6 protein-coding genes and 1 pseudogene are annotated in these 15,665 nt (G+C 66.1%); 2 read left to right on the top strand and 5 right to left on the bottom strand.

What is annotated here, in order from left to right; translation table 11 throughout:
- Positions 1-526: 526 nt before the first annotated feature.
- The 4 genes and pseudogenes from HUA78_RS28075 to HUA78_RS28065 form a co-directional block, all read right to left on the bottom strand.
- On the bottom strand, positions 527-7,780 hold the full coding sequence (locus tag HUA78_RS28075) for an RHS repeat-associated core domain-containing protein (RefSeq protein WP_174477545.1): 7,254 nt from the start codon (positions 7,778-7,780) through the stop codon (positions 527-529).
- On the bottom strand, positions 7,777-8,037 hold the full coding sequence (locus tag HUA78_RS45985) for a hypothetical protein (RefSeq protein ID WP_217442622.1): 261 nt from the start codon (positions 8,035-8,037) through the stop codon (positions 7,777-7,779). The genes HUA78_RS28075 and HUA78_RS45985 overlap by 4 nt, the downstream gene beginning before the upstream one ends.
- A 1,510-nt stretch (positions 8,038-9,547) precedes the next feature.
- A pseudogene (locus tag HUA78_RS28070) lies at positions 9,548-9,715 on the bottom strand (transposase domain-containing protein); the annotation flags it as partial.
- A complete protein-coding gene (locus tag HUA78_RS28065; protein WP_217442636.1) occupies positions 9,654-10,247 on the bottom strand; it encodes an Ig-like domain-containing protein in 594 nt (197 codons plus the stop codon). The gene HUA78_RS28065 and the pseudogene HUA78_RS28070, both read right to left, overlap by 62 nt.
- Before the next feature lie 944 nt (positions 10,248-11,191).
- On the opposite strand from HUA78_RS28065, the gene HUA78_RS28060 reads away from it, so the two are divergent.
- Positions 11,192-12,805: a DUF4041 domain-containing protein gene (locus tag HUA78_RS28060; RefSeq protein WP_174477544.1), complete on the top strand. Its 1,614-nt coding sequence runs from the start codon at positions 11,192-11,194 to the stop codon at positions 12,803-12,805.
- A 292-nt stretch (positions 12,806-13,097) separates the two neighbouring features.
- Positions 13,098-14,510 carry an L-serine ammonia-lyase gene (locus HUA78_RS28055; protein WP_141641385.1) on the top strand — a complete coding sequence of 471 codons (1,413 nt, stop codon included), beginning with the start codon at positions 13,098-13,100 and terminating at the stop codon, positions 14,508-14,510.
- 78 nt (positions 14,511-14,588) lie between these two features.
- On the opposite strand, the gene HUA78_RS28050 is transcribed toward HUA78_RS28055, so the two are convergent.
- Positions 14,589-15,599, bottom strand: coding sequence for a class I SAM-dependent methyltransferase (locus HUA78_RS28050; RefSeq protein WP_174477543.1), 1,011 nt, complete (start codon positions 15,597-15,599; stop codon positions 14,589-14,591).
- Positions 15,600-15,665 lie beyond the last annotated feature (66 nt).

Raw genomic sequence — 15,665 nt, 5'->3', positions numbered from 1 at the left:
CGGGCGGCACCCGCTGGGGACGGGGCCGCCCCAGGCGGAACGTGAGCATGCATCCCGTGGCGGGGCAATTCACCACGGGACGCAGTTGGCGCGAGGTGGCCCAGGTTCTACATGTGCCAAGGCTGATACCTGGGCACGGTGAGTTGGAAGGACTCCGCAACGCAGAGTCCGACCTTCTCCTATCGAGCAAACTCCTCTGGAAGCTCCCAAGCAAAAACAGCAACACACTCGGCTTCGCGACTCATCATCACGCGATACCTGCCTTCAGGAAACTCTGCGACATCCCCAGCGGCGAGCTGGGCGACCTGCGTGCCGAATTCAATCTGGCAGTGCCCAGCCAACACGTAGCACGTACCGGCCCGCATTGCGCCAGCGAAATCCTCCCCCGGCGAATACCGATCAACGCTCACCCGATACTTCCTCGCGGGCAAGTGCAGAGCACGCACACTCTCTTCCGAGAGTGGTTTGCTCGAGAGTTCGGACCAGCGTCGCACCGTGAGCTGTTTGGGTTCCATCATGCACCTCATTACGGTTGCGGGAAGGTGATGCCAATCTTGGCGAACGCAGCCCGAGCATACGCCACGCTCTCCTCAGTCGGCATGAAATGGCCGCTTTGGCCGTTGATTCTGAGGCCAAAGTACGTGCGGCCCACAACGGCAATTTCAACCTCGCCTGCGGTAAGAACCGCGCGCCCACCGGAGAGCACTGCGTGCTTGATCTCCACTCCCCGGTAGGTGTGAGGAGCGACGATGAGCTGACCAGACTCCAGCACTACGAACTTTAGCCTCTCATTACTGGCGACAAGCGCTTTGAATCCCCGAGCGCCCGCCTCCATGATGGGGGCCTTCACACGCGCCGCTTCTGCCAACTCCCCCGCGAGTCTATCGGGCATCGTATTTGGGAACAGTCGTCTCGCAATCGACGAGATGTTGTGAACCCACGCGGTGGACTCGCCCACGAAATACGTGTGAGCGTCTTCCACCTCGAAGTTGAAGACCGGCTTGCGCTCCGCGGAGGTCGCGATGGAGACCACGCGCATGCGCTCTCCCATGGCGGATTCAACCTCATCCCCCCACCTGAGCGACTGCGCCTCCGTCCAGCCTCGCCCCACGACGCCGAATGAATGTTCCGCCGTCACCCCGAACTCTTCACGGGTTCCATCGGGTGATTCCAGCGTGACTTCGAGCACGACCATCGCGGGCTTGATGAAGGTTTTCGACACCCGGTGCCAGCCTGGCACCTTCGTCTCCTCATCCCAGGCCCACACCCAGTCTCCCACCGCCACGTCCTCGATGGGCACCAACCCCTTCGCAGCAAGGACCGGTGTGCCCGCGATGAAGCAACCTCCCCGCACGAGGCTCGCGGCGATGCCCGCTTCCGCTTTGACCAGCAGAGGGCGTGTCGCGGCCACGACGACAGGTGCCACCCCCTTGATGACGCCACCTATCACCTTCCCCGCGACAAAGGAGAGCCCCACCTGGGCCACGTCGCTGGCCAGGTCGTCCGTCTTGCCGCGCATCAACGACAGCATCACGTTGAGCGTCGACGTGGCGAGCCCCAAGACAGGTACGTAGGCCCACTTCGTCTCACGCGCCCAGCCCTGCAGGTCGTCCATCTGCTTGTCGCTGAAGGCAAACAAGCCTCGTCCATCCCCCACACAGAACCGGCAGGAGGACTGCACGACACCCGGAGCGACTCCTCCATTCATGTCTGCGCCACCTGCGATGGCTGTGGGGCTGCTGTCTCCGCCATCGGAGCTGTTGCCAACTTCCGTCGCCGCACCGTTTACCGCGCCCGCCGTCGGAGAGATGCAGTCCGACGGATTGGGAGAACCGCAGATGGCCGTCACCTCACCGCCGTCGACGGGGGCCGTCCACATGACGCTCGAGATGGCATCCTCTCCCGAGAAGCCCGACGGGTCGACGTACCGCAGCGGGTTGTTGAAGACGTAGCTGTACCGGTTGAGGCCCTGGCTCGAGAACGGCGCCTGCACCACCGGGTCCGGCGTCAAGAAGCGCCCCACCCTCGGGTCATAGAGCCGGCCCCTCATGTTGACGAGCCCCGCCTCTTCGTCCCACTCATGACTCGTGAAGCCCAGCCGCACGACGCTGGAGGTCGTGGCCGGAGCCAGCGTCGGGTCATCCACGCGGCCCCGCGCGCCGAAGGGCTGGTACTTGCGCTGCTCCAACACAGTGCCGGCCGCGTCCGTCACCGTCTCCACCGAGCCCAGATAGTCATTCAGCAGGTACGAGGTGACGGGCGTGGCTCCACTGCTCGAGGCCAGCGTCACCTGCGCCACCGCACGCCCCTCCGCCAGCACCAGGAAGACGTGCGAGTCCACGCCCGCCTCCCGCCGCTTCTCGTAGACACCTCCCAGGTAGAGGGTGGAGTCCCCGTTGCTGTTCTGCTTCAGCGTCCGGCGCTGGGAGGCGTCATAGGTGAAGCTCAGCGTGCCCTGCTGCGTCTGCAGCGTCGCGGGCAGGTTGAAGGACGTGTAACTGATGTTGCGGAAGCGCCCTGTCCCCGCCTCCGCCGCGTTGGTCTGGTTGCCCGCCGCGTCGTAGGTGAAGCTCTCCGACAACGTGCTGAAGTTCGCCGTTGTGCTCACTCCCGTGAGTGCGTGCCGCGGCGCCGTCTGCGCGCCGTACTGGAAGTACAGTTGCTCCGTCTGCGTGCCGTTGCGCACCACCTTCCGGGAGGTGAGGTTGCCCAGGAGGTCGTAGTCGTAGTCGGTGACGGTGTTGTCGCACCGGGCCTGCACCGTCCAACGCTTCAGCCGGTCCAAGCCATCATACTGGAAGGACTCCGACACCTGCTTCAGCGTGTCATGGCGGCTGCGCAGGCTGTTGTTGATGTTGTAGCTGTAGGACAACGACTGGAGGGGGCTGCCCGCCGTCGTCGCGCCCACCCGGGACTCGATGAAGCGCAACCGTCCCCGGTTGTCATACCGGTTCCACGTCGTCAGGACGTTCGCCCCGCGCGCCTCGCTGAGCAGCCGCCCCACCGCGTCGCGCTCCTTCGCGCGCCAGTACTCGGCGCCAGTGGACGCGTCCTTCACCGCCAGGGGGTAACCCGTCGCCGTGTACTCCTGCTTCGCCGTCAGCCGGGTGCCTCCAGGGCCCGCCGGGTACCAGAGGGTGTCCGGGCGGCCGACGCTGTCGTAGCTCTGGTCCAGGAGGTACGTCGCACCGCCCAGGGTGAGCGACTCCTGGATGGGTCGGCTCAGCGAGTCATACGTATACGCCGACACCACGTCATCCGCCGTCGTCGTCGCGCTGCGCTCATTCACCGCCTGCGCCAGTCCGCCAATGCCATACGGCGTGGTGTCCCAGACGAAGCGCGTCTGCCCATCCGCGTTGCTGACGAGCACCTCCCGGCCGAGCCTGTCGTACCCGAACGTCGTCAGCCGGGCTCCCGCGTCCGTCTCCTCGCGCACGTCGCCGAAGGCATTGTACGCCGTGACGAGCGGCCCAAGCTTGGGCTCCATCAGCCTCGTGCGGCGCCCCAGGACGTCGTACTCCATGGAGGTGACGCCGCCACTGTCGTCCCGCACCGACTCCAGCAGTCCGAACGGGCCATAAGAGTAGAAGGTCGACACCATCGTGGCGGTGGCCCGAGACTCTTGATCCACCACCACCAGCGGCTGGCCCAACGGTGAGTAGAGGATGGCCCACCAGTTACTCAACTCGTCGAAGTGGTACATCCCGCGACCCTGGTAGGTCCACTCCTCGAAAGAGCCGTCCGGCCCGGTCGCCTTCAGCGGTCGTCCCAGGTTGTCGTAGGTGAAGGTGGTGACCTTCGCAGGCTCGCCTTCAAAGCGCGGTTGCGTGGTGCGGGCAGGGCGACCGAAGAAGTCGTACTCCGTGGTGGCGTACGTCCAACGTCCGTCTGCCGCCTGGGTGCTGACGGAAATCGGTCGCTCCCACCTGTCCAGCCGCTGGACGACGGTGGGGCTTCCAGCGCGCTGCACCGTCACGAGGGTGTCCAACCCCACGAGAGCATAACCCACCAACACGGATGGGCCAGCCGAAGCCCCGCCTTCACGATAGGGCGCCGCCTCGATGCGCAGCCGGCCGAAGCCGTCATAAGCGCGGCGCGTCCTCACACCATTGGCATCCTCGGTGAGCGCCACCACCCCCAGCGCCGGGTGATAGGCCGTGTCGCTCCGGTGGCCCTCCGCGTTGATTACCACGGTGGGGAAGAGCTTCTCGAAGTTGTCGTAGGAGACGCTCTCCTGGCGCGAGGGTGCGGTGCCCCCATGCGTGGCCTCCGCGGACGTCACCTGGCCGGTGGCGTCTCTCGCGTAGGTGACGACGAGTCGCGTGTCCACGCTGCCCTCCGGCTCTGTGATGGTACGCCAGACGAGGTTCGATTCCGGGCAGGGCTCGCTGGCGCAGTACTGGTACGTCCTCGTGCGAGTAGCCTGTTGGCCGTTGGGGAAAAGGTCCGTTGCCGGCGACGTCGACGTGTCCGTTACCCTCCGGGGCAGGCCCAGCACCCAGGTGCTGGGATGGTTCTCCAGCTGGAGGGTGCGTTGCAGCCGCGTGCCCATCGTGTCGGTGGCGCTGACGCGCACGAAGGTGTCCTGCGACGCCACGTTGCCGTAGGTGTCACACTGCTGGTCCAACACCGAGAAGGAGACGGCGCCATAGACGCTGTCCGTCTCGGACACCGTCGTCTTCACCGGACACAAGAAGCGCGTGACGCCCTCGGGCGCGGTGCGTGCTTCCCGAAGGAAGGTGGTGACGCGGCTGTGTGTCCCTAGTTCAAGGGGGGTGCTGACGGTCTCGGACTTGGGCGAGCCGGCATGCAGGTAGAGCGTCCCGGTGCGAGTGACGTTGTCATACACCGTCGTCGTCGTCGCATTCGTCGATGTGTCCGTGACGACGCGACGGCCGAAGCCCAGCCAGCCCCGGCCTCGCAGGTCCGTCCTTCCCTCCGCATAGCTGACGTCGTACCGACGGGTAGACGGTCCAGGCCCGTTGTCCTGTCCGCTGTCAGTCACGTACGAACCGACGACCCACATTCCGCGCGTGCCGCAGTACTGCGGATAGGTGCAGGTGCCGGGCGTGTACCGCCCCGCGTCCTGCAGCGCACGCAGCGGGGCGTGCTCGAAGCGGACGAACTTGCCATTCCCGTCGACGACCTCGTGCAGCAGGTCCGGCTTGCCTCCCTGCCGCAGATGCACCACCAGGTTCGAGGTGCTGGGCTCGACCTGGACGATGTCCTGCAACCCATCGCCGTTGATGTCGCCGACTCGCGTCAGCTTCTGTCCCCAACCCGAGCCCTCCGCTCCTGCACCGGCGCCTGAAGGTGACTGGGTTCCGTTCCCCGTGTCCCGGCCCACTGCAATGTCGGAGAGAGTCTTGGTCGTGAAGCCCGTGCCCGTCGACAGCAGCACCGTGAGGTGCGCGCGTAAGGTCCCCCGGTCGAGGTAGTACTCGGTGAGCAGCAGGTCCTGCCGCCCATCCATGTTGAAGTCGAGCACGCGCAGGCCGTTGTCGATGAGTCGGCCCATCTCATGCCACTGAGACGGCCCCGGCATGCTGCCAGCGGGGAGGTCGAGAGTCTGGGGCGGCAAGAAGCCATTGCCGGTGTTCACCGCCAGTTTGAGCAGGCGGGGAGCGTCTGCACGTGGTTGTGCCTCCCGGTGCAACGTCAGGGCATCCGCAAGACCGTCACCCGTCACGTCCACCATCCAGAGGTTGAGGTAGTGGTAGGGCTGCGCCAACACGTGGTCCCAGGGCAGAGCGGACAGCGTCGTCGCCACTTCACGCACACTGCCGTCTGAGTTGATGCCCACAGCCGTGTAGTAGTTGGCGAAATAGTCGGGAGTGTTGGACTGGGGCTTGCGCAGCAACAACTCCGACGCACCATCGCCATCCACGTCCACCACGAGGCCCGCGTGCTCCAGTCCAGCGCGGATGCCGAGCGGGGTGTAGGCGGGGAAATTCAACGTGCCAGTAGTGCCCAGCGGGTTGAGACGCCAGGCCCACTCCGCGGGCGTGACCTCGGTTGCGTTGACGTGACGCCAGGAGCGGATGAGGTCCGGCAGGCCATCGGCGTTGAGGTCCGCGGTCTGCAGGCCCGAGGGACGGCGGTTCGCCAGAGTCGTATCGCAGACAGCGTAGGTCTCACTCCCATCGTTGATGGTGGGAATGAAATCGGTGCCGTTGAACCGGTAGAGCTGGTTGTGGCCGCTGATGTTCATGTCGCAGTGGGTGCGTTTGATGGCCAGGATGTCCGTCTTGCCATCCATGTCCATGTCCACGGGGGCCAAATCATCCAGCGTATCGCCCACCCTCGCGGTGGGGAGGTTGACGACCATGGACTCGCCGAACCCCGAGCCGGTGCTTAGCCGCAGGCGCCACTCCGGCTCCGGAAAACCGCCCGAGGGGCCAAAGACAGTGTACCGATAGAGAAGGTCGTCCTTGCCGTCTCCGTTGACGTCCACGAGCTGTATCGTCCAGTAATCGCGGGCAACATAGGGGTGCAAACTGTCGAGCCTGGCGTCATTGTGGATGATGTCCGGGACACCCGTGTTGATAGTCGTAAAGGACTCGGAGCCCATCCCCCAGTGGAAGGTGGTGGGGGACTTGCACACGTTGCGACCGTCGCACTCCGTCAGAGTCTTGAGCAGGCTCCTGCCGGAAACACTCCTCTCACTGCCTTCGCGGTACTTCAATGAATAGGAGCGCCAGCTGACGACGGCGCCCATCTGTGTCTGGGACACGGGCACGTCCGGCGCGAACATCTCGATGCGCTCCAGACGCTTGGAGGTGCGCAGCTTGAATCCCGCGACATAGGACTCATCCACGTCGCCCGGCTCGTAGTTGAACACCACGCTGCGCTGCGGTTGGGCTACGGAAGCATCGGTATGGGAGCCGGTGTAGTCGATGCGCGTCAGCAGGTGCTCGAAGCCCGTCGTATGGGTGCCCTCCTGGGAGTACAGCAGGCGCATGTAGTTACCCTGCCGGTCCTTCACCTCGGAGAGGGCCCAGGCGAAGCGAACCGTTTCGAGGGTGCTGGTGTTGACGCCCGTGGGCGGCGCCTGCTGGGGAATGACGCGAGCACCTTCCAGCCTCGCGGCATACGTGAGGATGCGTCCATTCTTCTGGCGAACCTCGAAGGAGTCCGGAGGGCCGTTGGCGATGATGGAGGAGAGCTTCACCTTGGCGAAAGTGTCGACCTCGGTGCGGTACTCGCTGCCGTTCGCGCCGTACCCCGCCACGCCGGGATTGGTGTGGATGAGTCGGGCGCCATCCAGGCAGAACGCATCCGACGTGGTGAACCTCACCTGCCCCACCACGCCGTCCTGCGCCACCGACTTGCGACACCGGGTGATGCGCGACAGCGTCCCGCTCAGCGTGAAGCCCACGCCCGCCAGGCCCGCGCCCGAACGGCTGTTGTAGCTGAGAGCGAGCTCCGGCTGCATGCCGGCGCGCCCCGGGGGCACCCACAACGGCAGGCTGTAGGAGGCCGCGCCGTCGGCCGTCAGGGAGTAGCTGCCCTCCGTCGCGCCCGGTGTGACGCCGACCTGGGCGTTGGTATCCACCACCGTCCCAGCCGGGGCGATGAGGCGCTCGGTGCCACTGAGCCGGTTGGCCGAGAAGCCCGCCAGCGCTTCTTTTCCGTCTGGGCCCACGGTGGGGCCACATGAGCTGAGGAGATTGACGCCGTACAGGCCGAGGACGAGCAACGAGAGGACACGCTTCATCTGGATGCTCTTTCCGAAGGATTGACTGTCACGAGAGGTGGAGGGCTTCGACAGGCGAGTCATCGCGAGGCCTCCTCGGACTTCAGCTCGTCAAGGTCCCCACCCACGCATTCGCCGGCCCGGCAGTAGGCGCCCCCAAAGCAGGTTCCGCAGCTCATCGACCCACCACAGCCATTGTCGACGTTTCCGCACTCCCTGCCGTCGCAGGCGTTTGCGTCCGCCGAGCAACCGCAGACGTTGGACGTGCCGCCGCCGCCGCAGGTGTTGTAGCCCGTGCAGGTACCGCCGCAGCTATAGGTGCCACCGCAGCCGTTGGACACCAGGCCGCAGTTCTTTCCACTGCAGGCCGTCGCCTGTGCGATGGGGGTGCAACCGCAGACGTTGGGAGTGCCGCCACCGCCGCAGCTCTGGGGACTGGCGCAGCCACCGCAGTTCCACGTGTCACCGCAACCGTTGGGGACCAGGCCGCACTTGCCTTGACAGACGGTTACCTGGGGAGTGGGCGCGCAGGCGCACACGTTGGGGACGCCGCCGGTGCCGCAGGCCTGGCCACTCGGGCAGGCACCACAGTTTATCGTGGCTCCGCAGCCGTCGGACATGAGGCCACAATTCTTGCCTTGCGCCTGACACGTCGTCGGCTCGCAGCACACCTGAGCCACATTCACCTGGCACGCGTCTCCTTCCACGCCCGAGGCGCTCTCGTCGATGGCGCCATCGCAGTCATCGTCCCGTCCATTGCAAATCTCGGCGGCCCCCGAGGCCCCATCCGCGATGCCGTCGTGGTTGTCATCACAACCGTTGCACTCGATTTCGCTTCTCGGGGCTGTGGGCCGACACAGGCCGATGGAGCCATCTTGTTGACAGATGGCATACCCACCCGTGCCACAATTGGAGCAGGGCTTCGCGCTTCCTGGAGCCCAGACGCAGGTGCCTCCCGCAGGGGAGCACGACATCACTCCGCTACAGCCGTTGGGCATGGTGCAAGGCACCCCCGCGACACCTTCGTCCACGGCGCCATCACCATCGTCATCACACGCGTTGCAGAGCTCCGCCCGGTAGGCGGAGCACGACGCGGGCATGAGGTCGAAACCAGAACACAACCGGTAGCCCGTACGCCCACAGACAGTACATGTCTCGGTGGACGCCCCTGAGGATTCGCACTCGCCCAGGTAGAGACCATCACAATAGGCAACGCCCTTGCACACGCCGACCTTGCAATCCCGAGGCGCGGTATCCCCTTCCGCACAAGGGCCCGCTTGGGCTGGAAGGGTGAAGAGTTGCAATGCGATGGCGACCGGCGTCAGCGACTGGCCCCACTTGCGGCCCCTTACGCTGCATGCCATGAAAATGGCAGACAGGAGGCCGAACCCCCAGAAATACAACCCCATGATGTTCCCCTGTTGCGGACACGGCATTGGCTTGGCAACCGTTGTCGCGAATGAGCAATCTGTCTTGAGTCAAAGAACCGGTCAATTGGCGTGTAAGCCAGAGTCTAGTGATTCTCGAACTACTGGCTTCGAAGGCCAGGGGCACCCGCTCCGCGAGCCCCGAATGGCCTTCACACGACGCAACACCGCACATTACGCATGGGTGCCATTTACGCACATTTCGCCCCTCCCTTGAGGCCATGAGCACGACACTCTCCACCGTTCTCATCACACGCTCGAAAGCGTCCATGGCAGCGTGACCCTCCACTGGGTTGGCGACAGCTTCCGCGCGAAGGCCGTAACCGTCCGGGTTTGGCTGTCCTGAGGAAGGACGAGTCCCGCCCCAGGCGAGGGTCAGTGGATGGGTAACGCTCTCGGATGGGCAGCAGGTCCGCTGCGTACTTCAGGAGGTGTTCGCGGCGAGGCGACGACTCCAGGGACCTGGTAAGAGTTCATCCAGGCGGCTCGCTGGGTGGTACTGCACTCGAAGCAAGGCGTCGGGGAGGTACTCACGCGGATTGATGCCGTTCGCCGAGTAAGTGGCGACCAGCGGGTAGAGCCCCTCGAGGTTGCTGATGAGGCGTTCCGGCGCGGAGAAAGGAGATCCGCAGGATGTTCGTATCGGGAAGGACCCGAACCGACGCAAGCCCACTCTCATCCGTGAGGACCGACAGTTGAGAAGCAGGCGCCGTGCCTCCAGACACGGGAAGGAACGTGGGCAGCGAGGGAGCATGCCCCTTGAACGTCACCGACGCCCCCGACACAGGTTCCCCATTCGCGGTCGTCACCCGCACCGTGACGGGCTGGGGAAGCGGCTGCCCGACAACACCCTCTTGGAAGTCCGTGACCGCGAGCTTCTCGATGTGCGCGACCTGACTCACGTCATCGACGGTGAGGCGGGTCTCCCAGACCAGCGCCTTCGATTTCAGTCGCAGGATGCCCTCATGCGGGCCTCCGTCCCACAGCATGAGCCATGCACGAGCGTAGCCTCCACTCATACGCGTCTCGATACCCTCGAGCTGACGCTCGAGTTCCGCCAGCACCTCCACGCGATAGGCGCTCGCGGCCTCGTCTCCGCGGCGAATGGCCTTGAGGGACAGCATGGCCCTCCTCAACTCTTCGCGTGATTGTTCGAGCACGCCGCGGTCAGCATCAGAGGGCCACGGGGAATGCCAGAATCGCTCCCACCAGGGAGACTGAGAGCCAAGAGCATCATGCGCCCTGGTCAGCGTCTCGGAGAGCTCAGCCTGGGCAACGTCTCGCCGCGACTCCCAGATGGCACGTGCGTCTTCATAGGCTCGCGTCCGATCCTCGCCCAGCGACGCGACTTCGCTCCAGGGAGGCGGGCTGCCCTGCGCCACGGGCGCATCCGACTCTCGTGGTGAATAGACATCCAACCACTCCGGAGCCGGTTCTTCTGCTCGCGCCGTCATCACCCCCAGCAGCAACAGCCCTACGAATACCCATCGGCTCGGCATCATCGAGTCCCCCTGCACAGCTCTCAGTCGCAATTTTCCACCCAAATCACTGACATCCAGATTTCACACACACCAAGACCAGGAAGGCCCACGCGTACCGCAAGCAAGGCCCTGCCCTGGGGCAATCAAAGTCAGGTCAGAGAAGTGCGTCGCACTCCAAGCTGACGACTCCTTTGCAATTGGCTTTCCAGGGAAACAGCGACATGTCGGCCCCGCCCCCACACGACATGAGGAGCCCAGCCCGTCGACGCGGCCGGCCCACACCACCTCAGTGTGATTCCATCCAGAGCGCGGGAGCCACGGAGGGCAGGCACCACGCCAGCGTCCCGAAGCACGGACAACCGTCTACCGGGGGGGACGGTTGTCCACTCCCCGTGGCCCTGGCCCTCTCGCCCCGGCTCAGGCGAGCGCTCCCACTCCTCGTGGGAGGACGCCAGCCCAGCGATAGGTGATGCAGGGACGACGGAATACCCCCTGGGGGTGATACCCCGGTAAACCTCCCCAGGCGCACAGTGGTCCTCCTCCGCGCCGCCGTCCGACGGCGGGGACACTTCACGGGGGAGACTTCCATGCAGCCTGCCGTCCTGGCCCTGGCGATTTCGAGCCTGCTGTTGACGGGACTCCTGGTCCGCACTGCCCTCCAGCTCCGAGCCGTCCGGGCCCGATTCAAGCCCGTGCTCGACGTGGAGGCCGAGCGACAGCGTGTCCTCTCCTCCCTGGAACGCACCAAGGCCGAGTCCGAACACATGCTCGCCACCGAGCGCAACCGCGTCGCCTCCGAGCTGGCCCGGGAGCGCGACCTCGCGGACGCCGCCATCCGGGGCGCGAAGGCAGACCTGGAGCAGGTCAGGGCGTCGACGGACCATGCCATCCGCCTCGAACGAACCCGCGTCGCCTCGGAACTCACCCAGGCCCGCGAACAAGCCCAGACCGAACTCACCCGTGCTCGCGAGCAAGGCCGCACGGAACTCGCTCGCGCCAGGGAACAGGCCGACGTGGCCGTCCGGGAAGTCGAGGCCCGACGCAATCAAGCCCGCGAGGAACAGGCCCGCCTCGAACCCCTCATCGTCAAGCTGCGCGCCGAGCTCCGCCCCCTCGAAGAAGAGACCATCCTCCGCTCCTACGGGTTCTACAAACCCATCTACAACCTCTCCTCCTCGGAGAAGTACGAACACCGCCTCGACACCCTCCGCGAACGACAGAAGGCCATGCTCAAGAACAAGCAAGCCGCCTCCTGCAAGATTGAATGGACGGTCAACGGCAGCAAGGCCGAGGGCAAGAAGCAAACGGAGCGCACCCTCAAGCTGATGCTCCGCGCCTTCAACGGCGAGGCGGACGCCTGCGTGGCCAAGGTGACGTACAAGAACATCAAGGCCATGGAGGCCCGCATCCAGAAGTCCGCCGAGGCCATCAGCGGCCTCACCGAGATTCAGCAGTGCTTCATCTCCACCGACTACGTCGAGCTGAAGCTGGAGGAGCTGCGCCTCGCCCACGAATACGAAGAGAAGCGCCAGGAGGAGAAGGAAGAACAACGCCGCATCCGCGAGCAGATGCGCGAGGAAGAGACCGCGCAGCGAGAACTCGAACGCGCCAAGCTGGAGGCCGAGCGCGAGGCCCAGCGTGACGAAGAAGCCCTGCGCAAGGCCCGCGGGGAGCTGGAACGCAGCAAAGGCGCCGAGCAATCCAAGCTCCTCGAACGCATCGCCGAACTGGAACGCCGCGTCGCCGAGGACCAGGAGCGCCAACGCGCCATCTCCCAGGCCCAACTCACTCGCACCGGCCACGTCTACGTCATCTCCAACATCGGCTCCTTCGGAGAGGACATCTACAAGGTCGGCATGACGAGACGACTCGTGCCCCAGGACCGCATCGACGAACTGGGCGATGCCTCCGTCCCCTTCGAGTTCGACGTCCACGCCATCATCCGCACACCCGACGCACCGTCGCTCGAAGCCGCGCTGCACCGCACCTTCTCCCACCGCCGCGTCAACCGCATCAACGAGCGCAAGGAGTTCTTCCGCGTCACGCTCGACGAGGTGGCCAAGGCCGTGCGCGAACACCACGGCGAGTTCGAGCTGACCCGCATCGCCGAGGCCGCCGAGTACCGCAAGTCGCTCGCCCTCGCCGAAGGGGCGCGCCACGACAGCCCCACCTCGCTCCGCCCCGAGCGCGCCGTCGCCTGAGCCGCCACCTCTTCACCCCGCACCAGGCGCTCCCACCTTCAACCCGACTCGCGCGCCTTCGCCCCACGCATTCCAGTCTCCGAAGAGAAGAACACCCTGGCACTCACGACGCAGTGCGTTCTCGTTGGCGTCCCGCGGCACGGCTCGCGCATTCCACCCGACGTGCTCGCTCGGCACCTCACCGAGCTTCAGCTCCTTGGCACGCAAAGAAGTCCTGCCCTTCACATGGAGCAGGAACGTCACGCCCCGAGGCGCTGGGACAAAAGTGGAAACGTGGCATGTTGCGCCCGCGATGGCCGTCAGCGTTTTCGACCTCTTCAAGATTGGTATCGGTCCCTCGAGCTCCCACACGGTGGGGCCCATGCGAGCCGCGCGCACGTTCGTGCTGCGACTGGCGGAGCATGGCCACCTGGAGAAGCTCACGCGCCTGAAGGTGGAGCTGTTCGGCTCGCTCGGCGCCACGGGCAAGGGCCACGGCAGCGACAAGGCGGTGGTGCTCGGCCTGCGCGGGGACACGCCGGAGGCCGTGGACGTGGAGGCCATTCCCGCCATCGTCACGCGCTGGCGCACCGAGGGCCGCATCAGCGTGCTCGGCCAGCGGGACATCGTCTTCAAGGACGGCGAGCACCTGGTGATGCACCGCCGCCGCAGCCTCCCCTTCCACCCCAACGGGATGCGCTTCTCCGCGTCCGGCGCGGACGGCGTGGAGCTGGACGCGTGCGTCTACTACTCCGTGGGCGGCGGCTTCGTCGTCGATGAGTCCGCGGCCACCGGCCAGGACCCGCTGCGCAAGGACACCACGCCCCTGCCCTTCCCCTTCCAGTCCGCGGCGACGCTGCTGGAGTTGTGCGAGCGGGAGCGCATGCCCATCAGCGCCCTGATGATGGCGAACGAGAAGACGCTGCGCTCCGAGCAGGACATCCGCAGCGGGCTCTTGCGCATCTGGGACGTCATGCAGGCGTGCGTGCGCCGGGGCTGCGCGTCCAGCGGCATCCTCCCGGGCGGCCTCAAGGTGGAGCGCCGCGCGGCGGCCATGTACCAGCGCCTGCTCAGTCGCCCCGAGGCCGGCCTCACCAACCCGCTCACCGTGCTCGACTGGGTGAACCTCTACGCGCTCGCCGTCAACGAGGAGAACGCCGCCGGAGGCCGCGTCGTCACCGCGCCCACCAACGGCGCGGCCGGCATCATCCCCGCCGTGCTGCACTACTACTGGCGCTTCTGGCCCGGCGCGAACGAGGACGGCGTGGTGCGCTTCCTCCTCACGGCCGGCGCCATCGGCGTGCTCTACAAGGAGAACGCCTCCATCAGCGGCGCCGAGGTCGGCTGCCAGGGCGAGGTGGGCAGCGCGTGCTCCATGGCCGCCGGCGCGCTCACCGAGGTGCTCGGGGGCACGCCGCTCCAGGTGGAGAACGCCGCCGAAATCGCGATGGAGCACAACCTGGGCCTCACCTGCGACCCCATTGGTGGCCTGGTGCAGGTGCCCTGCATCGAGCGCAACGCCATGGCGTCCGTGAAGGCCATCAACGCCTCGCGCATGGCGCTCTCCGGCGACGGACGCCACTTCGTCAGCCTGGACAAGGTCATCCGGACGATGCGCGACACCGGCCGCGACATGAAGGACAAGTACAAGGAGACCGCGCGCGGCGGGCTCGCCGTCAACGTGCTCGAGGTCGCGAACCTCAGCGTCGGCCTGCCGGAGTGCTGAGCGGAGCCCGGGGGCCGGGACAAGCCCGCCCCCATGGGTAGACTCGCCGAGCTGTCCCTGTTCGAGTAGCGCGGGCCCTCAGCCCGCGCCCAGCGGCAGGTCCCACCGCCGGGCGAGCCGCGCCTGCTCCTCCGGCGTGCGCAGGTCCGTGGCGGGCAACGCCACTCCGGGCCGGTGCAGGACATACAGGTTCCAGAGGCCCTGGAGGCCCAAGGCCTGGATGTCCGCGTACATCCGCTGCTCCAGCGCCGGGGCGAGAACGAAGCCGGCGGACTCGAACTGGCGACGCCACCATGCGAACGACGCAATCGTGACGTGCCCTTCCAGCGGTCGGCCCCACTCGTCGCGCGCCAGGTCCTCTTCCGGCACCGGGCCCAGGTAGTCGGGCCCGAGCGACCGGTAGTGCTCCAGCCGCTCCGGCCGCACCTTCCCGTCGAACCAGCCATCCGGTCCCGTGCCACAGGGGCCGAAGGACGGCGCCGTCACCACCAGGAAGCCCCGCGTCACGCGGTGCAGCTCCGAAATCGCGTGCGGCACCATGGAGGGAGGCAGGTGCTCCAGCGTCTCGAAGGCGGACACGAGCTCGAACTGTCCGTCGTCGAAAGGCAGGCGCTGGGACAGGTCTCCGAGTGACAGGTGCGGCTTCACGTCCCACGGAGCGTGGTGGATGGCGAAGTCGCTGAAGTCACTGCCCTTGGTGTCCCACCCCAGCTCGCGCAGCGCCTGCACCGTGAAACCCAGCGCGCAGCCCACGTCCAGCGAGGTGCGCACGTCGAAGTGATTCCACAAAAGATAGGCCGCCTTGTTGGCGTGGCTGGAGTCGCGGCGGTAGTGCTCGTAGCCGCTGTTGCCCTCGCGGTCCAAGGGGTTGCGTCCGGCGCCGTAATAGCTGGCCCCGTACATGTCCTTGCTCCCCTGCGCCAGGAGCAGCGACAGCTCGAAGCTCAGCAGCTCCAGTCCACTGCGCAGCGGCGGCACGTGCGCGACGCCCACCGACACAAGTCGCCGCGCCTCCAACGCCAACCGCCGCCGCACCCGGGCGGGCAGTCGCTGGAGGCCGTCTTTCGCGAGGAGGGATGAGAGTTTCAAGGACACGACTCCGGCAGGCAGAAGACCCCGCCCTTATGACACAGGAGCGAGGGGTCGGGTCATCAC

It is taken from the genome of Myxococcus sp. CA033 (assembly GCF_013336625.1).
Classification (GTDB): domain Bacteria; phylum Myxococcota; class Myxococcia; order Myxococcales; family Myxococcaceae; genus Myxococcus; species Myxococcus llanfairpwllgwyngyllgogerychwyrndrobwllllantysiliogogogochensis.
The sequence above is the reverse complement of the archived record's forward strand: the minus strand, read 5'-3'. Positions and strand labels throughout refer to the sequence as shown.